At 60.6% G+C, this 24092-nt stretch carries 18 protein-coding genes and 1 pseudogene; 4 read left to right on the forward strand and 15 right to left on the reverse strand.

The window, feature by feature from the left end; genetic code table 11:
- The 3 genes and pseudogenes from BV034_RS11245 to BV034_RS36805 form a co-directional block, all read right to left on the reverse strand.
- Positions 1–282: ADP-ribosylglycohydrolase family protein (locus BV034_RS11245; RefSeq protein ID WP_265592873.1), on the reverse strand; the 282-nt coding region annotated here is incomplete at its 3' end.
- Between the two features lie 7 nt (positions 283–289).
- Positions 290–604 (reverse strand): NADAR domain-containing protein, encoded by a 315-nt coding sequence (locus BV034_RS11250; RefSeq protein ID WP_050027023.1) that lies wholly within the window; start codon positions 602–604, stop codon positions 290–292.
- A 10-nt stretch (positions 605–614) separates the two neighbouring features.
- Positions 615–1311 (reverse strand): annotated as a pseudogene (locus tag BV034_RS36805) (NUDIX domain-containing protein).
- A gap of 170 nt (positions 1312–1481) precedes the next feature.
- Here BV034_RS36805 and BV034_RS11260 point away from each other — a divergent pair.
- Positions 1482–2018 carry a hypothetical protein gene (locus BV034_RS11260; protein WP_265592875.1) on the forward strand — a complete coding sequence of 179 codons (537 nt, stop codon included), beginning with the start codon at positions 1482–1484 and terminating at the stop codon, positions 2016–2018.
- Positions 2019–3178: 1160 nt separating this feature from the next.
- A complete protein-coding gene (locus tag BV034_RS11270) occupies positions 3179–3979 on the forward strand; it encodes an ATP-grasp domain-containing protein (RefSeq protein WP_081887740.1) in 801 nt (266 codons plus the stop codon).
- A 420-nt stretch (positions 3980–4399) separates the two neighbouring features.
- Here BV034_RS11270 and BV034_RS11275 read toward each other — a convergent pair whose 3' ends face one another.
- From BV034_RS11275 to BV034_RS11285, 3 genes are all read right to left on the reverse strand, one after another.
- Positions 4400–6130 carry an FAD-dependent oxidoreductase gene (locus BV034_RS11275; protein WP_050027054.1) on the reverse strand — a complete coding sequence of 577 codons (1731 nt, stop codon included), beginning with the start codon at positions 6128–6130 and terminating at the stop codon, positions 4400–4402.
- A gap of 103 nt (positions 6131–6233) precedes the next feature.
- The gene (locus BV034_RS11280; protein ID WP_050027032.1) at positions 6234–9902 is read right to left on the reverse strand and encodes a PVC-type heme-binding CxxCH protein; all 3669 of its coding nucleotides are present in this window, start codon (positions 9900–9902) and stop codon (positions 6234–6236) included.
- A gap of 108 nt (positions 9903–10010) precedes the next feature.
- On the reverse strand, positions 10011–10748 hold the full coding sequence (locus BV034_RS11285; RefSeq protein ID WP_081887741.1) for an N-acetylmuramoyl-L-alanine amidase: 738 nt from the start codon (positions 10746–10748) through the stop codon (positions 10011–10013).
- Positions 10749–10973: 225 nt separating this feature from the next.
- Here BV034_RS11285 and BV034_RS35955 point away from each other — a divergent pair, with 225 nt between their 5' ends.
- Positions 10974–11216, forward strand: a complete 243-nt coding sequence (locus tag BV034_RS35955; RefSeq protein WP_265592876.1) for a hypothetical protein — start codon at positions 10974–10976, stop codon at positions 11214–11216.
- A 95-nt stretch (positions 11217–11311) separates the two neighbouring features.
- On the opposite strand, the gene BV034_RS11295 is transcribed toward BV034_RS35955, so the two are convergent.
- The 5 genes from BV034_RS11295 to BV034_RS11315 all read right to left on the reverse strand — a co-directional run bounded on the left by BV034_RS11295 (position 11312) and on the right by BV034_RS11315 (position 16628).
- The gene (locus BV034_RS11295; RefSeq protein ID WP_050027038.1) at positions 11312–12388 is read right to left on the reverse strand and encodes a hypothetical protein; all 1077 of its coding nucleotides are present in this window, start codon (positions 12386–12388) and stop codon (positions 11312–11314) included.
- 41 nt (positions 12389–12429) lie between these two features.
- Positions 12430–13524, reverse strand: a complete 1095-nt coding sequence (locus BV034_RS11300) for a hypothetical protein (protein ID WP_265592877.1) — start codon at positions 13522–13524, stop codon at positions 12430–12432.
- Positions 13525–13617: 93 nt separating this feature from the next.
- The gene (locus BV034_RS11305; protein WP_050027041.1) at positions 13618–14973 is read right to left on the reverse strand and encodes a right-handed parallel beta-helix repeat-containing protein; all 1356 of its coding nucleotides are present in this window, start codon (positions 14971–14973) and stop codon (positions 13618–13620) included.
- A 58-nt stretch (positions 14974–15031) separates the two neighbouring features.
- A complete protein-coding gene (locus BV034_RS11310; RefSeq protein ID WP_050027044.1) occupies positions 15032–16141 on the reverse strand; it encodes an alpha-hydroxy acid oxidase in 1110 nt (369 codons plus the stop codon).
- Positions 16142–16187: 46 nt separating this feature from the next.
- Positions 16188–16628: a GNAT family acetyltransferase gene (locus tag BV034_RS11315; RefSeq protein ID WP_050027057.1), complete on the reverse strand. Its 441-nt coding sequence runs from the start codon at positions 16626–16628 to the stop codon at positions 16188–16190.
- 174 nt (positions 16629–16802) lie between these two features.
- Between BV034_RS11315 and BV034_RS11320 the strand changes: the two genes are divergently transcribed.
- Positions 16803–18080 carry an ATP-dependent 6-phosphofructokinase gene (locus BV034_RS11320; RefSeq protein WP_343123290.1) on the forward strand — a complete coding sequence of 426 codons (1278 nt, stop codon included), beginning with the start codon at positions 16803–16805 and terminating at the stop codon, positions 18078–18080.
- A gap of 13 nt (positions 18081–18093) precedes the next feature.
- Here BV034_RS11320 and BV034_RS11325 read toward each other — a convergent pair whose 3' ends face one another.
- The 4 genes from BV034_RS11325 to BV034_RS34670 are packed head-to-tail and all read right to left on the reverse strand — an operon-like array spanning position 18094 to position 23851.
- Entirely contained in the window at positions 18094–18834 is a 741-nt protein-coding gene (locus BV034_RS11325; RefSeq protein WP_050027047.1) for an aldolase/citrate lyase family protein, read from the reverse strand.
- A 26-nt stretch (positions 18835–18860) separates the two neighbouring features.
- Entirely contained in the window at positions 18861–20003 is a 1143-nt protein-coding gene (locus tag BV034_RS11330; RefSeq protein WP_050027049.1) for an aminoglycoside phosphotransferase family protein, read from the reverse strand.
- A complete protein-coding gene (locus BV034_RS11335) occupies positions 20000–21007 on the reverse strand; it encodes a bile acid:sodium symporter family protein (protein WP_050027051.1) in 1008 nt (335 codons plus the stop codon). Before BV034_RS11335 ends, BV034_RS11330 begins: the two co-directional genes overlap by 4 nt.
- Before the next feature lie 33 nt (positions 21008–21040).
- Complete coding sequence (locus BV034_RS34670) at positions 21041–23851, reverse strand: exo-alpha-sialidase (protein WP_081887742.1); 2811 nt, start codon at positions 23849–23851, stop codon at positions 21041–21043.
- Positions 23852–24092: the final 241 nt, after the last annotated feature.

Raw genomic sequence — 24092 nt, forward strand, 5'->3', positions numbered from 1 at the left:
GCCGTATCCTCTCGCAGGATCTCGCGTGTACCGGTTGGCGAACGCCTGGGCGAGATGGTCCTGGTCGATGATCCCTGATGACGAGAGGACCTCCACCACGGACTGGGCCATGATCGTGTCATCGGTGACAAACCAAACTGGGGGTGAGGGACTGCGATGCTGGAGGCGTAGCTCGATGATCTGATCTGACACAAAGAACTGGTCGCCAAACGAGTCGCCAACCGAAAGGCCGGTCAGCGATGCGGAGGAGCGCTCCAGTCGAGAGTGATGATCGGATTGCATGGAGGGGTCAGGAGGTGCGCAGCTGATCTCGCAATTCCATGAGCAAGATGCCGAGACAGTTCTTTCCAGAACCATCGCCGCCATCGGCCCAGTACGAGTCGTTTCGAAGCGGTCTCTGGCGGGATCGGCCCATGCGTGCGGCTACCATGGGGGAGGTGATCATTCGAATCGCTTCCTCATGAGCTGTGCCGGCAAACTTCTGAGCCTGAAAGTAGTGCTCCGTGGTGGGCCAACGCTTGTTGTTCAGCACAAAGGGATGCGCGGAGAAGTTGGAGAACGCGCCGTACGTTCCCTTGGTGCTGTAGAAGAGGATGGGTTCCATGAAGGATGGGTTAGAGACTGAAGTTGAAACCTTCTTTGCGGAGACGTTCGTAGCGACGGCGGTCAAAGGCCCAAAGGGCGGCAGCACGGTGGGCGACGTCTTGCTGGACTTCGCCGGTGTCTTTGAGCAGTTCCATGGCGAGGAACTTTTTGCGGAAGTTGCGTTTGTCGAGGGCCTGACCCAGCACTGCTTCGTAGAGATGCTGCAACTGGGTGAGGGTGAATTTTTGGGGGGAGCAGCTCGAAGCCTATCGGCTCATATCGGATTTTGGCCTGGATGCGGCGATGGGCCGTGTCGAGGATCTGGTCATGATCAAAGGCCAACGGGGGCAGTTCGCTCAAACTGAACCACGCGGCCTGGGCAGCATCGGTCGCTGCCTGGGGAGGGTGGTTGAGCAATTGCACCAGAGCTACGTAGGCGACAGTGATGACATGCTCACGGGGATCCCTGTGGGGCTCGCTGAAGGTATAGAGCTGTTCCATGAACACTTTCTGCAAACCCGCTTCCTCATGAAGCTCGCGGCGGACGGCATCGTCTGTGGATTCTCCTACACGGACAAAACCACCTGGAAGTGCCCACTTGCCTTGGAAAGGCTGGAGAGCCCGCTGGATGAGAAGGACGCGGAGTTCGTTCTCTGAAGCGTCGTACCCAAAGATCACGGCATCCACCGTGAGGGCGGCTCTCGGGTATTCGTAGGTGAAGCTCATTGTGTCGTGTGTACACTATGCATGGTGTTGATGCAACACTAAGAATTGAAATTGAAGCCGGCTTGTGCAACGTGACCGGCCGTGAAATGGTGGCATCCCGACCCTCCCGACGCATGAGTGAGCACCACGAGACCTTTTTCGACTCAGGAATTTTGTTCGCGCACTTTCATATGGATGAGGTCAGTCGCTGCGCTTCAGGCCATGCTTTCTGGAACTATCCCAGTGGCAAGCGGTGGATCGAAGGTCACTATGCCAACGGGGTGCGCAGTGGGCTGTGGAGGGAATACTCAGAAGAGGGAGAGGTCCTGAGCCTGGTGGAATTTGGGGAGGGCGAGTATGCGAAACCTCTTCTGATCCCGGCCTTGTCCGAGGTGCCACTGACTCCTGAGAACACTGTCCTCCTCGTCGAGGAGCACGGATTCAAACGGTGGTTCTGGGTGGCGGATCGCCCCATGACGAATCTTCTAGACTGGTGGAGGGGACTGTTTTCGGTGGAGCCGTATTTCTATGGACCCGGTCCCTTGCCGGGGATGTTGATCGAGGTGCGTGGTCAAGAAGCTGAAGAAGCCTGGGAGCGCTTGAGCGGTACCGATTTGTGTCATCGCGGACATCTGCACGAAGACGCCGATTCGTGGCTGGAGACGCCTGCCGGAGACAGAGTTCATCCACGGGCGTACGATGTCTGCAACTTTTTCGGGATGGGGTGATGTTGCGAACAGGATTCGGGATTGAGGATTGTAGGAAGCAATAGGTATTGATGCGTGTTCTGGAAGACGGATTTGCAATGTGATGGTGTCGCTGTGTAGTTATCATCAGAACAGAGTGCCTACTTCACAGCTCAATGACTAAGCGACCGTTTGACACCTTTATGTTGTGGGACAGCGTCCAGAAGAACGATGGAGACACAGTCAGCTCATCTATCTCGCAATGGCAGTGCGACAATTCACATGAGGTGGAATGGCTTGGTCAGTTTCCAGATGTGGTCGGAGACGTGGTTCCGCGAGTTTCAGATGAGGATTTGTGGGGGCTCTATGCGTTGTCGAGGGTGGCTGATGTTTTGATCTCGAGAATTGGGGAGCACCACGGTTTTTTAGATGCCTATCGAAAGTTCATGCTGGGGCTTGGGCTGCAGGAGGTAAATCAAGGATCTTTCCATCCATTTTTCCATGAGGTCTCCCATGTTTGGCAGGTGTCTGATCCAGAAGCCACAGTGGAGATTTTAGGCACGATTTGGCCAGGCTTTATGCTCGGTTCGCTCATGATTTGCCGGGCGGGAGTGTCAATCGCGGCGGGGACACGATCAGTTCAGAAAGACGTCGCCGAGAGTTCGACGATGTATTGGACTTACCGTCGGAGTTCTCGCCCATGTGAAGATTTGTCGGCAGGTTGGGGGCACAACTCGCAGTGGCGGACAAGATTCCGGCGAGACTACAGAACGGCAAGTTCGTTCCTGTACAATGTGGATGGGACGGGGGAGCATTCAGACCCGCCGCTAGAAGAACACGAAAGGGCGGAACTCGTCAGGCATCGGTGTTTTATCCATTGCAACCGGGAGCACCGCGATATGTTTCCGTACCATGAGACGTATGTGGAACCGAGGGATTCAGATTCGAATGTGAGGTCCACATGAGGCGACTTCTATGGTCCGGGTCCCTTGCTTGGAGCGTTGATCGAGATGCGTGGCCAAGATGCTGAAGACGCTTGGGAGCGGTCGAGCGGCACAGGTGTGAGTCATGGCGGACATCTTCACGAAAACGACGATTCCGGGGGAGGAAGGCGTCGGTTCGAGCTTCACCATCTCTCGCGAGTAGATCGCCAAATTGACGAGGGCCCAATCTGTAGGACAATTCAGTCAGACTGAAACATCATGCATTGGATCGTCCAAGAAGACTTTCTACTCGGTAAGCCCGGCTGGGCGGACCTGATCGATACGTTGATTCGTTTTGGCGTGGAGCACACGTTTCACCGGGTCACACCACGATCCGGGGAGTTGGTGCCCGGTCCAAGCGTCCTCCACGCGAACGTATTTTGCTATGGCTCGTACTCCATGAGGCATGTGGCGACCCGATTCCAATGGAAGCCCGGGATCTTTGATCTCTATCAGCAGGATTTCGAGCAGCAACGGGCCTATTGGGGTGGGGAGATGCTCAATCATCATGCTGTGGTCTGCGACCTGGCGAGTGCCACCTGCGAAGGGGATACGGTGTTTGTGCGCCCCGTGGCCGATACCAAGAGCTTCACTGGGAAATTGTTCGAGCGGCGGGAATTTGAGGATTGGAAGCGGCGAGCTTGTGATCTTGGGAATGCCTTGCCCGATTCACCAAGCTTGAAGGCGGACACGCTGGTGCAGGTATGCGATCCCGTGGAAATTCACGCCGAGTATCGATGCTGGATCGTGAAGGGGAAGGTCGTGACTTGCTCAGTCTACCGACGTGGTGGTCTGGCGTTCTTCAGTGATGAAGTGGACGAGCGAGTGGTTGCCTATGCGCAGGATCGAGTGGCGGAGTGGCAGCCGCATGAGGCATTCGTATTGGATGTCTGCGACACTCCGGCTGGAATGAGGGTGGTGGAGATCAACACCATCAATTGCTCAGCACTTTATGCCGCGAATGTGCAGCGATTGGTCGGAGCATTGGAGGGGGCTTTCTCTGAGAACCTGTTTGGATAAAAACACCTGGGTGTGGCAGGTTGCTTCAAGGGAACGAGATAGGTGCGGCTTCGCCGGGATGAAGGCCTGCCCCTGCGGGTTGCGGCCCTTTTGAGCCTGGACGGCGTTGCTCATCGGTTGTGAATCTCGATTCACGCCCTCTTCGCGCCTTGTCCAGACTCAAAATGCCTCGCAACACCCCCAGTGTTTTTATCCAAACAGGTTCTGAGTGATAGAGGAGGGGGGCGCTTTGCGAGGACAAACAGGGGTGATAGCCGGTCAGACCGCCGCAACTCCTTCGGAGTAGGTGATCATCTCTCGTTTACCCAACGTAGACTCGCTGGAAGCTCGTCAACGTTGGGTTTGTAGCCACATCCTCTTCGAGGAAGAGCTTCGTCACAAATACTTCTTGGATCGTGGCAATGCCTCAACACGGCCACCTTAATGGCCCGAGCCGCCCCATTCCTTCTTCCACTCCAGCACTTGCTTGTCCTTCACCAGTTGCTCTCGCAGTTTCGTTTGATCCACCTTTTGCACCTCTACACCGGCGTCCAGCGCCTGGCAGGCGGCAGTGGCGGCGGACTGGCTGGTGACCATGAAGACGGGTTCCATGCGGATGCTGCTGAAGGCGGTGTGGCTGGCACTGAGCGCGAAGGTCACGTAGAGGTTGGTGCATTCTGACGCCTTGGGCACAATGGCGCCGTAGCCGATGGGATAGGGCGGGGCACCGTCTCGGCCACCGGCGGTCTTGCCTTCGCGCTGCACCACGCCGTCTTTGACGATGCGGCGAATCTCATGGGTGTCTGTGCCGTAGGAACCCAAACCCATGGAATGCGAGGCGACTTGGCGACCGAAGGTGTGATGCTCAGTCAGCACAAGGTCGGACACCATACGGCGGGCTTCGCGGATGTAGAGCTGGTGAGGCCAGCCGGCGTTGTCCTTGAACTCATCTTTGGGCAGGCCATACCGCTTCATATCCGCGCGGACTTTCTCGGGCACACGGGAATCCGTGGCCAGGAAGTGTAGCAGGCCCCTGTGATAATTCTCGTGTTCCTTTGCGATCTCAACGCGTCGATCGTACGAGGCCTCGGGCCACTCCCAGCTGGCACCAGGGAGATTGCCGCCAAACGTGGCGGTGTTGAAATCCCACTTGTCATGGGGCAGGGCGTCGTGCTTGGAGAACCAGCGGAGATCCATGTCATCCCCCATGGCCAGGCAACCGGCGATGAAGCGGGCCACCAGCTCGTAGCGCTTGGGATTGTAGTCTTGTGGGGGAGTGATGGGAAGGCGGTCGGCGGCGGTACTGAGGCAGAGTCGGAAGCAGTAGGCCTGCACGCCGGGGGCGGGTTCGCCTGGCGTGCCAGGGTCTCCAGCATTTAACAAAGGCAGCAATCCGCTCTTTGGATCGCCAGGGATCACATAGGGATCCAAGGGCAAATCCCGATCCCAGACGCCCTGGCCGCCTTTCACGCGACCGGTGGGGCCGGGTTTGAGATGGCCGGTGCGAGGCTGATACTTCGGATCATAGGAAATACCGTTGTACGTCTCACCATACTTGGCGTTTCCTTCCCGTATGAGAGTGTAGCTGACGCCAGCTTTGGCCATTAGGTCGCCTTCATACGTGGTGTCCACAAACACGCCTGCGCGCACGGACTGGCCGCCTTCCAGGATCAGTGCCTTGATGCGGGTGCCTTCCTTCTGCACCTGGGCGAGGCGACTGGAGAATCGCACGGTCACGCCAGCCTCCTTGACCATGTCGTTGAACACCTGCTCGGCCACGTGGGGTTCAATGGAATAAGCGCCGCCGGTGGCCGGGCCGCCTCCTTTGCTCATAAAGGGCTTGTCCCACTCCAAAGTTTTGCCATAGCCCGCGACCAGACGGGTGAAGTACTCCCTCGCAATACCACCCACCGTGCGCGGATCGCCGATGTCCACCGCGCTGAGGCCACCAGAAGTCATGCCGCCCAGATGGCGACCCGGCTCCAGCAGCACCACCTTCTTTCCCATTCGTGCCGCCTGGACCGCCGCGGCGACCCCACCAGAGGTGCCACCATAGATGCACACGTCCGCCTCCGCGCCAGCAGCCGTGGGCGATGGCGGAGATTGCGCCCACGCGGTGAGGGAGCAGGCGGCACTGTAGGTGAGGAGGGTGAGGAAAGCGGGGCGTTTCATGGGTGCCAAAAAGAACGCCATCCCTCGGGTCGCCCTAGCAGGTCAGATGAGATGACCAGTGTCGGACGGAGGGATGGCGTGTGAAGAGACTCAGCGAGCTTGATTACTTGGCCGCGGTCGGAGACATCAATTCCTGAACGGTCCAGAAGGTGGTGCGGCCTTCCGTGGCAGCGCGCACTGCCTTCACTTCGTCCACCGTGATGGCCGGGGCGCTGTTGCCAAACTGGCTGCGGATGTACGTGGCCACGTGGGCAATCTGTTGATCGTCCAAGCCCATGGGGGGCATGGGAATAGGAGCCGCCACGCCATAAGTCTGCCCGGAGACGGTGATGGGGCCGGTGAGACCGTGGATGACAATCTTGATGAACGCCGCTTTATCGCCGCTCACCCACTCACTCCCCGCCAGAGGGGGATAGATTCCGGGAAGGCCTTTGCCCTCCGGTTGGTGGCAATTGAGGCAGAGGGCGTCATATATGGTCTTCCCGGGATGTTCTACTGTGGCACCCTGGTTGGCCAGATCGCGCACATAGGCGACTTGGGTGGCGCTGCCGCCAAAGCTGAGCTGGCCAGCGGCGAGCGCTGGTTTCCAGACCGGCTTAAGCCCGCGCACCGATTGCTTGAGGGCGTAGTCGAGGAACTTGTCCCGGGGCAGATCCAGCACCTGCATGGCGGCCTCCACTGCAGCGGGTTGCTGGAAATAGCTGGCCGCCACGACGGCCTCCAGTCTCACGCGGGGATTGACGTCGCTGGCGGCTTTCTTCAAGAGTGCCAGACTCTCAGGCAGCCGGTCCTGCCACGAAGCAAGCACTCGGGCCCCGTACGCACGAACGCGGCTGTCCTGGGCGGCGGCGAGTTTCTGCAGTACTTCCAGACGCGGGGCTTCATGGGCCTCGTACACACCACAGACTTCCATCAGCAGGCGCTCGTTTTCAGCCTTGGAAAGATCAAGCCCCGCCACCAGAGCATCGGCAGCTTTCAGGGCTTCTACGGCTGGGGTGTCAAAAAGGAGCCGTTTGGCCTGATAGCGGGTCCAGCGCTCTGGGGAGCGGAGTTGCTCCAGCAGTTGGGCCGGCTTCATGGCGGCAAGATTGGGCTGCTTGACTGGAGCATAGCCCTTGGCCGTGATGCGCCAAATGCGCCCGTGTCTGCGGTCACGACGAGGATCCGCGTAGCTGGCCTGGTAGTGACCAATGACGGGATTGAACCAGTCGGCGAGGTAGATGGCCCCATCAGGACCCACGCTCACATCCACCGGGCGGAAGGCCGTTTCACTGGAGCGCAGTAGCTTGGGCAGTTGTTCACTTTTGAAGCCGGAGCCTTCGTCCTTAAGCCGGTGCAACTCCACCACGTTTCCAAAGTAGCCGCCAATGAGGGCGCAACCCTGGATGTCTTCGGGCAGGGCCTTGGTGCCGATGAAATCAATCGCAGTGGTCTTCGGACTGGTGTCGAAGAGGGCTCCTGTGGGGTGGTACTCATCGGGATCCGCGAGCTTGGCCATCCCGGGAACGGTGTAGTAGCCCACAGGGCGGTCGCCACTCTTGTGAAAGACTTGGTTGTAGTCATCAAACGCCACGCCCCAGCAGTTGTGGCCGGCCTTGCCGCCGTTGAAAAAGGCGTCCATGCGACGGGTTCGAGGATTCCACCGCCAGACCCCGGCCTTGTCCAGACGGGAGAGGCCCCACTCCGTCTCCACGCGGGAGAAGGCATGCAGGCCCTGGCTGAACCACAGCGAGCCGTCCGGGCCGTGGCAAATGGAGTTCACCAGCTGGTGCGTGTCGCCAATGCCAAAGCCGGAGTAGAGCACCTGCTTCACGTCCGCCTTGCCGTCGCCATCGGTGTCTTTGAAGTGAAGGATCTGGTCAAAGTCGCACACGTACAGACCGCCGGCTCCTGGCTCCAGGCCCTGGATCATGGTGAGACCTTCCGCGAAACGGTGGGACTTGTCGGCCTTTCCGTCCCCGTTGGTGTCTTCTAGCACGAGTATGTAGTCGGAGGGCTTCACGCCCGGAATGGCCTGCGGGTAGGTGGGGGAGCAGGCTACCCAGAGGCGGCCTTTTTCGTCCCACGAGAATTGGGTGGGCTTGGCCACGCCTTCGACTTCGGAGGCAAAGAGATTGGCTTCATAGCCTTCCGCCAGGGTGAAGCCGGCGAGCTGCGCTTCAGGAGTCAACGGTGCCTTTTCCTCCTGGACAATCTCAGGGGCGGGAGGCGGCTCCGGGGGCTTCTCTCCCTTGGCCAGGGCATGGATGCGGGCATCCAGACCAGCGATCAGGGGCTTGTGCTTCTCAAAACTCTCGCGCAGAGAGGGTTCGTCTCCGCCCGCCTTGCCGAAGAGCTGGGTGATGCGGTCACCGTAGACAAAGGACCAGTTGGCCGGACGCCAGCAGTCGAACCAGAGGCGGTTCTTCTCCACGATGGCCTCGCGGAGCGGGCCGAGGTTGTCTGCATCGCTGACGCTGGCCCCCAGTTGGGTGGCGATGAGCTTTGCCACCGTCCGCAGACCCTCGGCATTCAGATGCAGTCCGTTGTCCGTGAGGCGGGGTGACCCGGCAGGGCGCTGGGAAAGGGGGGTGAAGAGGTCCACATAGATGGCCCCGCGGTGGCGGGCGACTTCCTGGATGGCCTTGGTATACGCGGCCACATCCTCGTTGCGCTTGGTCAGATCCGGAGCCTGCGGGGAGTCCGGCTTTTCAAACGGAATGGGGGAGATCAGGACGAGACGGGGTGTCCGGGAGGCGAACTGGTCAAGCAGGCGGTGGTACGCGGAAACAAACTCAGGGATGCGGCCTTTCCCATCAAAAGACTCCACCTGGCCAAACTGGGCCAGCACGGTGGTGGCACCGGTGGCGTCAAGCTGGCCTTTCCACGAACCAAAGTTCAGGTCGCGCCATTGTTCATACACCGTGTCGCCCTCCCAGGCCATGGAGCGAAAGCTTGGCTCGCGGCTGGCATAGGAGGAGGTGAGGATGGCTTCCAGTTCTCCCGCCTTCTGTTCCCGCACCAGGTTGTTCTGGCCTGCCAGGGCGATCACCTCTTTGTCCCCCATCTGAAACTTGCCTCCCTGCCATGGAGCCAGGGCGGTTTTCAGGGCAGGCGAGTCGCCGAAGCGATTCAGCACTTCTTGTTCAGAAGGCACGAGGGCATCTGGCAGCACCTCCAGCTTGATGTCCCGGAAGGCGATGACCGCCTTGCAGTTGCCGTGGATCTGGAGGGCGATCACCCCATCGGTATCGATGCCAGCCTCACGCTCCACGTAGTCGATGGTCAGCTTGCCATTCAGAAAGATGCGGATGCGTGGGCCTTCGGCACGAATTTCGTACTTGTTCCACTCACCCGGCTTTTCCGTGCCGGTGATCAGGTTCTTGTCCGCCGTGGCCATCATCTTCTTCCGGCGGGACTCGTCGTAAAGGCACCCGGTGTATCCCGCTCCAATGTCCGCCTGGAAGCCAGACATTTCATTGGGAGGATTGGGGATGCGCTTGCTACGGAACTGCACCCCGCCGTTCACAAAGCCCTCCGTGCCCACCAGCTTGTATTCCAGCTGCAGGGTGAAGTTCTTGTAGCTCTTCTTGCTGGTCAGGAACTCATTTTGGGGATTCCCTTCCATCGAGCCGCCCACAATGGTGCCGTCAGCGATCCGCCAGACTTTGGCCGTCTCACCCTCCCAACCGTCGAACGTTTTTCCGTCAAAGATCGGGACAGGGGCGGCGAAAAGGGGGCTGGCGCAGACGAGGGCAGCGACGACAGCAAAGCGGGGAGGCGGAAACAGCATGGGACCGGTGGGAGAGTAAGGAGAAAATGAGGACGGAAGGAAAGGGAATCGCCCCTCCGATCTTTCACAAGTCCTGATTCCAGGCGGTTTCGAACCCGTTCTGGTAGCCTAGAAGCTGTCCCGTGCGTCCGATCCCTTGCTGGGCGGGGCGATGATCGGGGCGGGCAGGGGGCCCATCCCTGCATCTCCATGCCGCTTCTGGTCCTTCAATGCGTTGGCGATGGCCTTGGCCAGCTTGGCCCGGTACTCCGGCGTCTTGAGGAGGGCGGCTTCCCGGGCATTGGTCAGGTAGCCACACTCCACCAGCACGCAGGGGATCTCGGGGTTGCGGGTGAGCCGCAGGCGGCGTCGCACCAGACCTCGATTACCAGATTCCACCGAGCACGCGGCGAGCAGGTTCTTATGCAGGCGGCGGCCCAGGGAGGAACTGTCCACCCGCCACCAGTAGGTCTCCGGTCCGGCCAAACGACGCGGGCCGTAGTTGAAGTGGATGCTCACGAGCACGCCGCCATCGTAGCGGTTGGCCTTCCGAACCCGGTCGTCCAAGTCCACGAACTGGTCCCCGTCACGGATCATCACGACGCGGAAGTCTCCTGCCAGCTCCTTTTTCACCCGTTGGGCAATGTCCAGGGTCAGGGACTTCTCCATCTGCCCCCTGGCGCGGGCGCCGGAATCCTTGCCGCCATGGCCGGCGTCCAACACCACGGTGCTGAAGCCCTTAGGTCCTGGCTTGTTGCCATAAACGCTCTCATGAGGAGTCTGGCAGGCCGCCAGGAGGCTGAGTAGGGCCAGACAGCACAGTCGGGGCAGCAGTCGCCAACAGGGGAAGGTGGGAGCAGACATCATATTACGAGTCGCAAGGGGTGTGCCGAGGACGCCTATTCATGTCTCATAAATGTGCCTTTTTCAGTGTTTGTGACCTCCATGCCCCAAAAAAGATGGACAGATCGAGCCAAATATGGCGTATGGCTGTCAGGCGCTCCCTGGCCTGCCCAAGCCCTCCTGGCTGCGGCAGCTCAGCCGAAATGGGGCTGGCAAATGACGGACTGCAACTCGAACGACTCCAAGTATATGAGTACTGTACCTCCTCCGCCGCCGGACAATGGCGGCCAAATCTGCTGGGTGGCCCGCGAAGTGTATGGCGTGAACGACGGCCGCTGGCTGGAATTCCGCTCCTGGCTTCTCGGCGAAGCTCCTGGGTGGCTGCGCAAAACCTATGTCAAACACGGGGCCGCCTTTGCCACGTGGGTGTCAGACAAACCGTTGATCAAAAAGGGGCTTCGAAGGATGATGGACCGGGCCATCCGGCGGTAATCTGCCATTGAAGACCCGTTGGGACTTTCAAAACAAAAAAGCCTCCGGTGCCATCATGGCCCCGGAGGCTTTTTTCTGATGAGGCGAGACCTTGCTCAGCGGCTGTACGGGCCGCGAAGCACGCGGTCGTTGTAGGTGTCCGCTACATAGAGGAGGCCGTCTGGTCCGAGGCGCACCCCATGAGGACGGCGCAGCTCGGTGTCGAGGAAATCACTGCCGATCTTGGTGCCTGCCTTGGGAGGCTGTCCTGCGATGAGCTCGATCTTCCCGGTTTTCGGGTCGAAGCGGCGGACGCAATGGTTTTCCGTATCACAGATGAGCACCCGGTTCTCTGCGTCCATGGCCACATATTTGGGCCCGTTCATCTGGGCATCCCGGCCGGGGCCGCCGTCCCCGCCGTAGCCTTTTTTACCGCCTGCATTCACCACAGTGTTCACTTTACCTTCCTTCACCGCGACGAGGGAGTTGCCGCCGCGGAGCAGCACGTAGAGCGTGCCGTCTTTGGCCTGGGTGACGGCACGGGTGTCTCCCATAGGGGCCTCCAGCGCGTTGGTGCCGTCGGTTGGCAGCCCTTTCTGCCCGCTTCCTGCCACAGTGGAGATCTTGCCGGTGGCCAGATCGATCTCGCGGGTGCGATGGTTCCCGATGTCTGCCACATAGTAGCGCTTCCGATCTGGCGAAAGCGTAGCTGTCATGGTGACATTGAAGCTGGCTGCTTTGGCGGGACCGCCGTCCCCGCCAAAGGCCGCCTTGCCCGTACCGGCGATGGTGCTCACTGCGCCGGATTTCAGGTCCAGCTGGCGCACTCTGTGGTTAAAGGAGTCACCCAGGATGGCTTTGCCATCGCCGGTGATCTGGATGTCATGCATCCCGTTGAAGAGGGCCTTTTGCGGATCACTGCCATCTCCCACCTCTGCGAGGCCCTTGATCTTCTCGGTGTTGTGTTGCACGCCAGCGATGAAGTCCAGCTTGCCGTCCTTCCAGCGGAAAACGCGGTTGGACTTGGTGAACTCCACGCCGTAGAGCGTCTTGTCTGCATCGAAGTCCACGCTGAACGGCTCTGAGACCGCAGCCGTCTTCGGCGCGCCAATGATCTGCTCAACGGCAGCCTGGAGTCCGGGCACGGTGGTGGTGGCCGCCAGCAAGAGAGGAAGAACGAAGCGTATTTTCATAGGGTCGTATTCAGCAATCCTAAATCACAGATGAACTTGGCCTACTTCTTCTTCATCACGCGAACGCGGTGCGCCTCACTGTCTCCTATGAAGACGGAGCCGTCGGTATCAACATAGATGCCGTGCAGGCGGGCCATCTTGCACTTGAGCGGATCGCCATCAGGGCCATCGCCTTTTTCACCGGTGCCGGCGAGGAGTTCCAAGTTGCCGGTCTTGGCGATGATAACACGCACCGTGTGGCTCTCCGTATCGGCCAGCCAGGCGTTGCCTTCAGCGTCGAGAGCAATGCCCTTGGGGCCTTTCAGTGTGGCCAGCTTGGCTGGTCCTCCATTGCCGGTGAAGCCACTGGCTCCGGTGCCGGCGATGTGATGAATGATGCCTGCCTTCAGGTCGAGCTTGAAAACCTGGTTGCCCTCACGGGTGGCCAGCCAGAGGTTGCCCTCTTTGTCGAAGTCCATGGAGCGGGGTCCTTTCAGTGGCGTGCCCTTGATGGGCGCACCGTCAGGTGTCGGGCCGGGCTTGCCGGTGCCAGCAAAGGTGGAGATTTTGCCGGTCTTCATGTCGATCTTGCGGATCACATGGTTGCCAATGTCACAGATGTAGAGATCGCCATCCGGACCGAACTGGATGCTGTGCGGTTGCTTGAGCTCGGCTTTCTCGGAAGGGCCGCCGTCACCGGTGTAGCCCCCACGCCCCGTTCCCGCGAGGGTGGTGATGATGCCGGTCTTCGCGTCCACCTTGCGGATGGCGTGGTTCGACATGTCCGCGATGTAGTAGTTGCCGGCCTTGTCGAAACGGATCTCGTGAGGGAGGTCAAAGGAGGCGGCCGTCGCAGGTCCACCATCACCGGTGTACCCCTTTTTCCCGTTGCCCGCCATGGTCTCGATCTTGCCATCTGGAGTGACGCGGCGGATGCGCTGCCCGGTGTACTCCGTGTACCAGATGGCGCCGTCCGGCCCACGTACTACGCCGAAGGGATTGTCCATCTGGGCGGAGGTGGCGGGGCCTCCATCACCTGAGAAACCCTTTACGCCGGTGCCGGCGAAGGTTGAGATCGTCCAGTCGGCTCCCTGCAGGCGGGGAGAGAGGAGGGCGCAGGCGAGACCGGTGACGAGGAGGAGAGAAGGGAGTTTCATGGTTGAGTAATAAAACATCAGGACGGAATCGTTGAGAATTGGACGCGATTGGCGGCAAAAAGACAAGGCTGCAATCGCCAGTCGAAGGAGGGCTCAGGGTGGCAACGGAATGTTGGAGACTCCTGAGCGGCCAGGATGGAACAGGTTGGCGGAAAAATGCAGCCCCTGGGCTTCGGTGGCGATGCGCACGGCATATTCGTACTTGGGCCTGGCCGGACCTTCAGCCCCGGCCGCAGGGGCTTCATCACGATCCGAGTCGTAGATCACATTTCCTTGGATCACGACATCGGTGAGCGGGGGATTGTGCGGCTTCTGACGGTTGTCGAAACGGATGGGGGTGCCCTGACCCTCCCAAACCCATGCGGAATGCCCTCGACCGAAATCGGAGATGATGTTGTTGGCGATGATGGAGCCCCCATCCACGTTCGGTGGAGTGGCAGGTTTGCCCTCAGCCGCTGGAGTCGCGCCATGGGAGCTCGCTCCCGGCATGAGCCCGATGCTCCAGAGGTCGTTTTTGATGAACTGGTTCCCGGTGATGATGACATTCCTTGAACCATGCATCGCCTTCATGCCCATGAAGGAGTTGTTGATCACATTGCCGGAGAGGATGACGTGGTCCGAGTGCAGGTCCACGCCCTGGGCGGCGTTTTCAATGTGATTGTTCAGGATCCGGGTCTGGTCGCTCGACTCCGGGGCGGTGACGATGATGGCGGAGCCCTGGTGCCAGTTCGAGACAAACTCCTCATCCCACGTTTTCTGGCTGATGATGGCACCTTTCTGCGGGTTCTTTTTCACGAACTTGCCCAGCCCATGCTTTTGCTGAATCTCTCTGGTGGGCAGCAGATCCTCCTCCACCACGCGACATCCGGTGATGCTGGTGCCCTGGCTATAGGAAACGGCGATGCCTGTGCCGTCGATGCAGTTGAACGCATAGCCCCAGTCCGGGCTGTGGGTGCGGTCATCGATGGTGAGGCTCATGTAATTGCGTACCCGGCAGTCGCGGATGTCCGTGCTCCGGCTGTCCCGAATGGCGATGGCGGCTGAGCGGGTCCGGTTGTTGATGACCCGAATGCCATCCAGCACCAGATCGTGGCATTTGATGGCAACCACGCCCTCGGCCCGCGTGATCTCCTTGTCTTTGGCCCGGGTGAAGGTGAGTCCTCGCACCGTCACATCTCGCGAGTCCTCGATGATGAGGATGGGAACCTCTGGATTCTGCTGGATGATTCTCCCTTCCCCATAGAGTCCACTGTGGTCATGGTGAAGACGCAAGGGTGCTGAGATGAGGTTATCGCCTGCCGGCACATGGATGAGGGTGCCGGGACTGGCGTCCAGGGCTGCCTGAATGGAGAACGATTTGTCGCTGGTCTCAGCCCCATGGGTACCACTCAGGGCAATGAGTACGATGAGCAGCTGCGCCAGAGGGCAGGCGATGCGTGTGTGCGGCATGAGCCCATAACGGACCGTTCACCGCTCCCTTGCGAAAGCGAGGTGAATTTGGCGCACGTTATTCCCAATCCCACAGAATGGAGGCGTCCATCTGGTCCAGGGTGGCCCGGCCGGTGAAGGCCATGGCCATCTCCAGCTCTGCCCGCAGGATGTTGAGCACATGTGCGACACCCACTGCACCGGCAGCGGCCAGCCCGTAGATATAGGGGCGGCCAATGAGTACGGCCTTGGCTCCCAGAGCGATTGCCTTGAGGATGTCTGTGCCACGGCGGATGCCGCCATCCAGAAGGATGGGCACCTGTCCGGCCACACGATCAGCGATGGCGGGCAGCACCTCAATCGTCGCTGGAGCGGTGTCGAGAGTGCGGCCGCCATGGTTTGAGACCACCAACCCTGCCACCTGGTGCTGAAGGGCCAGGGTGGCATCATCCGGATGCATGATGCCTTTCACGATGATGGGAAGGTGGGTGTTTTCCTGCAACCAGGTGATGTCCTTCCAGGTGGGGGCGGCATCGAGGTGCGGACCAAAATAAATGGAGGGGTCTCCCGGCCGGGCGTAAACTGGCGGCAGGGACTCCATGCCTTTCAGGTTCACCGCCTCGATCCCCGGTGGGAGCTTGAAAAGCGCGTGGTGTTCGCGATTGCGGAGCCCCTTGAGCGGGGCGTCCACCGTCAAGACGATGGCGCGATAACCCGCGGCCGCCACTCGCTGGAGCAGCTCGCGTATAAAACCCCGATCCGGCTGAAGATAGAGCTGATACCACAAGGGGGCCTGCGCGGCCGCCGCCACCTGCTCGAGAAGCATGCTGGCGTGGGTGCTGAGGATCATGCCCGCCTTCAATGCTGAAGCTCCCAGGGCGGTGGCCACCTCTCCCTCTGGATGGGCCATGCGATGGTAGGCGATGGGGGCGAGGAGGATGGGGTGGTCGTACTCATGCCCGAGCAGGTTGACCCGCGTGTGGCCACCCGTCATGGAGGCCAGGACCCGTGGAGCCAGGGCCAGTTCTGCGAAAGCCTCGCGATTGCGGCGCACCGTGATTTCATCGCCCGCTCCTCCGTAATAGTAGGCCCAGGCGTGATCGGTGAGCCGTTCTCGCGCGAGCCGTTCATAATCCTCCAGCGACGCCACTTCTGGCGGGATTTGGGTGAGGGGAGGGAGCAGAGACATCGCTGCCCCTCTGTCAGCCTCGGGAGTCGGGCTGTCAATTAGGGCTTCACCCTGCGGAGGGCTGGTCTGATACCAGTCGCTTGCCCAGGCTGACCACATCATCCTGCACAAAGCCCAGCCGCTCGTAGAAAGCGATCACTCCACGGTTGGAGGTTCGCACCTGGAGGTTGATCTTGGGGCAGCCCCGCTCGCGCAGCAGGCGTTCCGCGTGGTCCATGAGCTGGCGGCCCAGGCCTCCTTTCTGCAACGGGGGCGAGACGGCGAGGTAGTTGATCCAGCCGCGATGGCCCTCGTAGCCGGCCATGGCGGTGCCGACGATCTCCCCCTCCTGCTCTGCCACCAGGAAGAGTTCCGGCTGGGTGTCCACCTTGCGCTGGATGTCCTTGAGCGGGTCATTGACCGGCCGTACGAGATCGCAAGCCTGCCAGAGTGCCACGACAGCGGTCTCGTCGCTCGTAGTATAGGGGCGGATCACTAAGGAATTCATGGATGGAGGAGATGGCTTGCCCGGATGGGGACGCTGGCCCAAAGTGGCAATCTTGCACGTGAAAAGCAGCTCTATCGCCAGACGTTTCATGGCATCGCTTCTGCTTCCTTCTTTGCAACTTGCCCCTTTTTGACTGACATCCCGTTTTGATCCCGCTGCTTCGTGAACCTCCACATCTCATCCCTCGGACCTTGTCACATCCCATCACCTCTGCCGCATTTCGGCGGCATGGAGGCTCCCTTCAAAACGGACGAACATCGCATTTACTTCAACAACCGGACTTCGGATCATGAGCCGGGGGCCATGCCTTACAGCTTCGAGGAGGCGGGTCCTCGCGAGCACATCTTCTTCGATCCGCCGAAGACCACCGTCGGGATTGTCACCTGCGGTGGACTGTGTCCGGGATTGAATGACATCATCCGTGGCATCGTGCTGCAGTCTCACAACCAGTACGGGATCACCAAGATCTATGGCTTCCGCTACGGATATGAGGGGCTGGTGCAACGTTACGGGCACACGCCGCTCATTCTGCGTCCGCAGTCGGTGGAGCAGATTCACAATTTCGGCGGCACCATGTTGGGCAGTTCCCGGGGGCACCAGAACATCGGTGACATGGTGGACACGCTCGAAGACATGAAGGTGGACATCCTCTATGTGATTGGCGGGGACGGCAGCCTGCGTGGAGCGTCGGCGATCGCGCAGGAGATCGAGCGACGCGGGCTGAAGAAGGCGGTCGTGGGCATCCCCAAGACAATTGACAACGACATCATGTACCTGGACAAGAGCTTCGGGTTCGACACGGCATTTGCCGAGGCAGTGCAGGCCGTGAAATGTGCCTATACGGAATCGACCGGCGCCGTGAATGGAGTGGGTTTGGTAAAACTGATGGGCCGGGACTCGGGCTTCATTGCGTGTTTCGCCGCTTTGGCCGGCAGTAATGTGGACTTTGTGCTCATCCCTGAGGTGCCTTTTGAACTCGAGGGCCCCAAAGGGTTGCTGGAGATGCTCCGCTACCGGTTAGTAAAGCGCGGCAGTGCTGTCATTGTGGTGGCGGAAGGGGCGGGCCAGAATCTCATGAACCGGGACACGGGTGCCACAGACGCCAGTGGAAACCAGCGGTATGCCGACATCGGGCTGTACCTGAAAGACACCGTCAATGCCTTCTTCAAGGGCCGGCGCATGGAGGTGAATCTCAAGTACATCGATCCCAGCTACATTGTGCGCAGCGTTCCTGCCAATGCGCAGGACAACGTGTATTGCTCACGTCTCGCCCAAGGCGCGGTGCACGCGGCGATGGCGGGTAAGACGGGCATGCTGGTGGGATGCTGGCATGGGGCCTTTGTTCACCTGCCGCTGGATCTGGTGACGGGTGGCCGCCGCAAGGTGGACCCCACGCGTGAGCTCTGGCACTCTGTGCTGGAATCTACGGGGCAACCGGCCTCTTTTAAGTGACAGGCGAGGGAGCTCAGGCCTTGGCGTTTGCGAGGGCCAGGAAGCCTTTGCGAAGCAGGGCCACGTCAGAATCCAATGCCAGATAGGTGTAGCCGAGATCTCGGAACTTTGGAATCTCAGTGGCGTCACGCAAAAGGATGCCGCAGGCCTTCCCCGCAGTCTGGGCGGCGCTGGCTACGGAGACTAGGCACTCCTCATAGCTGAGGGGCACCAGCTCAGGGCGGGCCGCCAGATCAAACTGCAGATCGGCCGGGCCGACGAAAAGGACATCGACCCCCTCCACGGCGGCGATTTCACTGGCATGAGCCACGCCCTCAATGTTCTCAATCTGTGCCATGATCAGCGGCTGGGGGATAGTCCCGGCAGAGGTGGGCGGTCGCAGACCCAGGCCGTAGGCTCTGGCAGAGCGTGAGAATCCCCGGTGCCCCCGGGGGGCATACGAGGCGGCTTTGACGCAGGCGGCGGCCTCTGCTGCGGAGGAGACACGCGGAATCATGATCCCATGAGCGCCCCAGTCGAGGGCGCGCAACACTTGGTCGGCATGAGGGATGCCAAAGCGGACAATGGTCCGGGTGGCGGTGCCCTTGGTGGCCATCAGCTGGGGTAGCAAGTTCGCGTCTGTGCTGGCACCGTGCTCAAGATCAAGCAGGAGCCACTGGAAGCCGCATTCCGCGGCCAGTTCGGCGATGAGCGGCGAGCCGAGGGAGAGGAAGGTGCCCAGCTGGATGCACGCAGGGGAAGGGGAGGCTGACATGGAGGAAAGGTTCAGGGTGTCACAAATCAAAGCGATGCCACGGGCAGGTCCCCGCGAAGACCGTGCAGCGCCGTGGCAATGCGCTGGGTGGTGAAGGTCTGCAGGCTCTGGCCGCTGCTGCCGCTGCCAATGAGAAAGAAGCCATCGGATTTCTTGAAATAACCTGCCCCCACCCTGATCACGGCCTTGACGATCATGTTGCGCAGGAGATGGAGCCAGAAACGACGGCGGTGCTCTGAGGGCAGAGGGCGGAGCATCTGGTACCCTTCCAAGGCTTGGGCGAGGACGGGGCCATCGTGAAAGCACGCCAGCAGGGAAAGGTCGTCCATGGCATCTCCCGAAATGGCATCGTCCCAGTCAATGAAGGCGGCAATGCCTTCTGGCGTGCCCAGAATGTTCCAGAGTGCCAGGTCTTTGTGAACCAGGCAGCCCTGATCTAGACTAAGCAGGGGGCGGTGGAGCAGCACTTCTGATTCGATCTCTGCCGCCTCGCGTGTGGACAGCAACTGTTGATTGGACAGGTAACGGAGGTGTCGCTCGAAATGGAGGAAGAAGTAGTCTTCGTAGCAGGCATGAAAGCCACAGAGTGTGTTCGCTTCCGTGACCTGGGCGGGGTCAAAGGGGCCGTATCCTGCAGGCTCTGCACACTGCCAGTGGGCAATGGCGGCCCCGATCTCCCTGGCCATCCGGGGAAGATCGAGCTCGCCCTTCTTTTGGAAGTGGTTCAGGTCCGGGGCATCCACCAGGTCCAGCATCTGCCAGGCAAAGGGTACTCGCTCCCGGCTGGCATCCACGGCATGGACCCGCGGTGCAGGCAGACCGAGAGTGCGCACTTCATGCAGCACGCGGGATTCCACGATGAGGTAGTTGTCCTTCTCGGGTCCGTCTTCCACGCGGACGAATCGACGGGCATCGTCCAGGGTCGCGATGAAGGTGATGTGATTGCCCTGTCCGTGTCCCGGTTGGAGGGAGATGCGGGCTTTGGGAAACTTCTCCTGAAGAGCCCGTTTGAGCGCGCTCTGAAGAGTGCTCGCATCCGCACGACCCGTGGTGCCGTGGAACGCGGCGGGGCGGTCGCATTTCCAGTAGTAGGTGGTGCGACGATGGGAAGGGGAGGCCAGATCCGCCGAGGTTGCGGGGAGGGCTGAAGGGATGGTGGTGGCGTTCATTCCGGGCGGGCCTCGGGAATGGCAGGGGATACGGGGAGCGGGGCAGGCGTGCTGTTCGTCGCCTCGGGGTTAGAGGAGGCGACAGGGTGCATGCGCCACCAGGTGGCGAGCAGGCTGCCGAGCAGGGTTTGCGTGATGGCGCTGAAGATGGCCGGGACTGCCGCCAGCGGCTGCATGGGGAAGTTCTGCTTGGCCAGCACGGCGGCCAGACCGCCATTTTGCATGCCCACCTCGATCGAGATGGTGCGGGCGATTTCCTCAGGTCGACGAAGGATCTTGGCGACAATGTAGCCGACGCCGAAGCCCAGCACGTGCAGCAGGACGGCCGCGAGGGCCAGTTTGCCGGCGTTGGCCTTCACTGCCGCAGCGTTCTGCGCCACGATGCCGCCTGTCACGAACATGAGGGCGAGCACGGAGACAAGCGGCCCCACTCGTGAGACGGAGGCCGTGGCCTTGGGGAAGAGCCAGTTGCAGAACACGCCCACCAGCACCGGGGCCACGGCGATCTGAATGGTGGAAAGACTCAGTTTGGCAGCGTCCACCGGTACGTATTGTCCGGCCAGCGCCTTGCACCATGCCGGGGTCATCACAAAGGCGAGCAGGGTGGAGGTGAGTGTCACCAGCACGGCGAGGGCGACATTGGCCCGTGCCAGGTAGCAGATGACATTGGACGCCGTGCCTGAGGGGCAGCTGGCCACCAGGATGAGCCCCACCGCAAAGCCGGGTTCGAGGTTCAATACATGCGCCACCGACCACCCTGCCAGCGGCATGATGGTGTAGTGGGCGAGGAACCCGAGCGCCAGGGAGGAAGGAGCGCGAAACAGGCGGCGGAAGTCATCCACCGTCAAAGTGAATCCCATCCCCAGCATCACCAGAGTGAGGGCCCACACGACCCAACCCCCCGTGAACCACGAGAGCGAGGTGGGGTGGACCAGGCCGACCACGGCGAAGGAGATGACCCAGACCGGGTACAGGCTGGTGAACCAGCTGATGAAGCGAAACATGACGGTGGAAGAGAGTGTTGGTTTAAGGAAACATCATTTTGCCGCCTGCGAGCCGTCGCCTACGGTATCCACCACGCCCGGGAATCCCGGGCCTCCAGAGCCGATGTAGCCGCCGCTGGCACCGCTGGCGTACGGGGTGGTCCAGAACGAGTAGAGCTGGCCGTTGGTGAGATGGAAGCGCAGGCGCACTGCCTTGCCGCGCACGCCTTCAAGGTCGGCAGTGCCCTTCCACTGCACCCTGGTGCGGGTGCTGTCCGCCTTGATGGCTTCGCAATTGGCGACGGTGTAAGGCTCGATCGCCTTGCCCGACTCGTCGAGCACCTCGGCTCTAAGACTGCCTTGAGGGGCATTCACATTCACGAAGAGGTGAGCGCCGTTGAAAGCCACCGGGCGGGTGGTCAGTGTGCCAGTCGTGGTACCAGCCTCCATGGAGGCGAAGCCGTCCCGACGCAGGGTGGCGAGGCCGATGCTGGCACCGGTGTACATGCCGCGCGTGCCGTTGGGGGCGACACCAGAGTACCCGGTGTACGGGAAGTACAGGCGGTCTTCCTTCACCACCATCACGCCGGTGGTGCCGTGGATGTAGGCGCGGTCCCAGTCACCTTCTTTTTTGGTGGCGGCGATGAAGGGCTTGCGCACCGGGCGGTGCCAGTGGAAGCCATCGCGGCTGAATCCCAGCATCACCTGGGTGACCTTCGGAAACTTGCCTTTGTCGCAGATCTCATTGTTGGGGCCCTGGAGGATGTAGAACTCACCCAGCATCAAGCTTTCGTAGGCCACAGCGTTGAGGCTGTAGAGCTGGGGGGCCTCGCCGATCTCAGGATCTGGAGGGTCCAGTTGGTCAGCGTTCGTCCAGTACACCGAGTTCTTCCAGTCCGCTCCTTTGACGAAGTCATTGGTCTCCGCGTAGTAGCGACTGCGCCCGCGCGGGCCACCCTGCTTGATGCTGTACACCCACTTCTTGCGGAACGGATTGTAGAAGAAGGAGCAGTAGTCACCGGCCTTGCCCGTGGGGATGCCTTGCGACCAGATGCGGCCATCCGGCGACGTGTGGACGGTGTGAGGCTGGCGGTCGGTCAGAAGCTTGTAGCGTTCCTCGGGCAGCTTGGAGCTCAAGTCCAGCCACACCGAGTTGTCACCACCGGCCCATTGCTTGCCACCCGGCAGGATCACGTTGCCGCCCGCCAGACCGAGATTGGGTCGGTCCCAGTGCAGAAGGTCCTTGCTTGTGGCCAGGGCGAGCCCGCCGCGCCATCCGGCGGTGTAGAACATCTTGAAGTGCTTCTCCTTGGGATCGAAGAAAACGCCGCCATGTCCCAGGTAGCACACGGCCTCCTGACCAGTTTCTCCGATGGTGGAGGGCTTGATCTCTTCAGGAGTTTCGGCATTGAAGACAGGGTTGCCCGAGTATTTCTCAGCAGCGTGGTAGGTGCGCTTCAGATCGGTCTGCTCAATGAGGAAATCGTCCACGAAGAGCTGACGTCCGAAGTTGATGGGGATCACCGCAGGCGGATTCGCCAGGTAGGGGACCGCCATGGGTTCCGTCGATTTCGGGTCCTGCGTGCGTGGTGGCCACTCGCTGTCGAGCTGGATGCCGTTGTAGGTGATCTCGCCGATGTTTTTACCTAGAGCCTTGCTCACCATCAGCATTCCAGCCGAACCGGGCACGGTGAACTTGCCTGCCAGCACGTCTTCTTCTTTGAACTTCGCAAAGAGGATCTCACGGTCTTTGTCTCGGTTGTGATCGTGGGTGATGTAGATAGTGCCATCGGGCGCTTGGAAACCATCGGGATAGGAAACGCCACCGCGTTCATCGATGATCAAGCCGCCTTTCCAGCTTTTGCCCTCGTCATCAGAGAGGTAGGCTGTCATGTGGCTGCGGCCTTTGAGTCGCTCATTCAGCGGACCGTTCTTGACCAGTAGCAAATTCCCCGAGGCAAGCCTGCGGAAGAAGAATCGCGAGCTGACATTCTGGATAGTTGAAGGCTGGGCGGCGGTCCAGGTGCGGCCCTGGTCCGAGGAGTAGCTCTCGGCAATGCCATATTTGGTGCGGGCCATCAGCCAGAGACGGCCATCATTGAGCTCTACGAACATGTGCTCGTCAAAGTCCGTCTCGGGCACGGCGACACCGCCGCGACGATTCCAGGTTTTCCCCTGGTCGGTGGAAACGAAAATGTTCGCTATCCGGAGGTCATCCAGCTCCTTGAATCCATCCCGTAGCTCTGCGGGGCCAATGCGGTCGCGTGTCCACAGAGAGATGGGCAGGAGCCATTCGCCGTTCTTCAATACAATCGGCTTGTTCAGCGTGAGTCCGTGCCAGATGCGACGGGGCTCAGACCACGCGGGGTTCTCCGCATCCGGATTGTCGCAGGTGATGGCCCATACGCCGGCGCGACCATCGTAGTAGCCCATGGACTGATCATAGAAGAGCCAGAGCTTGCCAGTCGGGTCCGTCCAGAGATTGCCCACGAGGATGCGTTTGCGCAGGCCGGTGGGAGCTTCCGGGGGATCAATCACCAGCCGGGGCTTGGACCAGGTCGCGCCGTCATCGTCACTGGAGGCCAGCACGAAGTAGCCGAGATCACTGTCTCCCCCCGCCACCCAGGCCGACCAGATGCGCCCTTTGGGCGTGCGGTCCATCCCAATCACCATCGCGTAGTCGCGCTGCTCGGCAGAGTATTTAGGGCCGGGATTGGTGATCAGTTCCGACGGCTGCATCGCCAGATCGAGTACGGAGGCCGGCACCTGAGAAAGAGTGGGGGCCGTCTCGGCTGCGGCGGCATGGAGAGAGGGGAGAAGGCATAGTGACAGCGAGCCAGCGCAGAATAGGGGCAATGATTTCATGCGGTGAGGAAGGGTAGAATGGTGCCAATGAGGCACTGGACCGCTCCAACAGGCAATCACACCCCTGTGTTATGCTAACACCGGGACCCTGGGAGGCCGTGGAGATCGTTTTTTGGGAGCGGAGCGACGCGCCGAACATCGTTTTGCACTTTCTGACCGCGATTGACCTCTCCGAACACTCCTGAGAAACCTCCGGTTGAGGTCGTTGCACGTCTTCAGACAACTTTTCTCAGAGCTTTCA

The organism is Verrucomicrobium sp. BvORR034 (assembly GCF_000739635.1).
In the GTDB taxonomy this organism is placed as follows: domain Bacteria; phylum Verrucomicrobiota; class Verrucomicrobiia; order Verrucomicrobiales; family Verrucomicrobiaceae; genus Verrucomicrobium.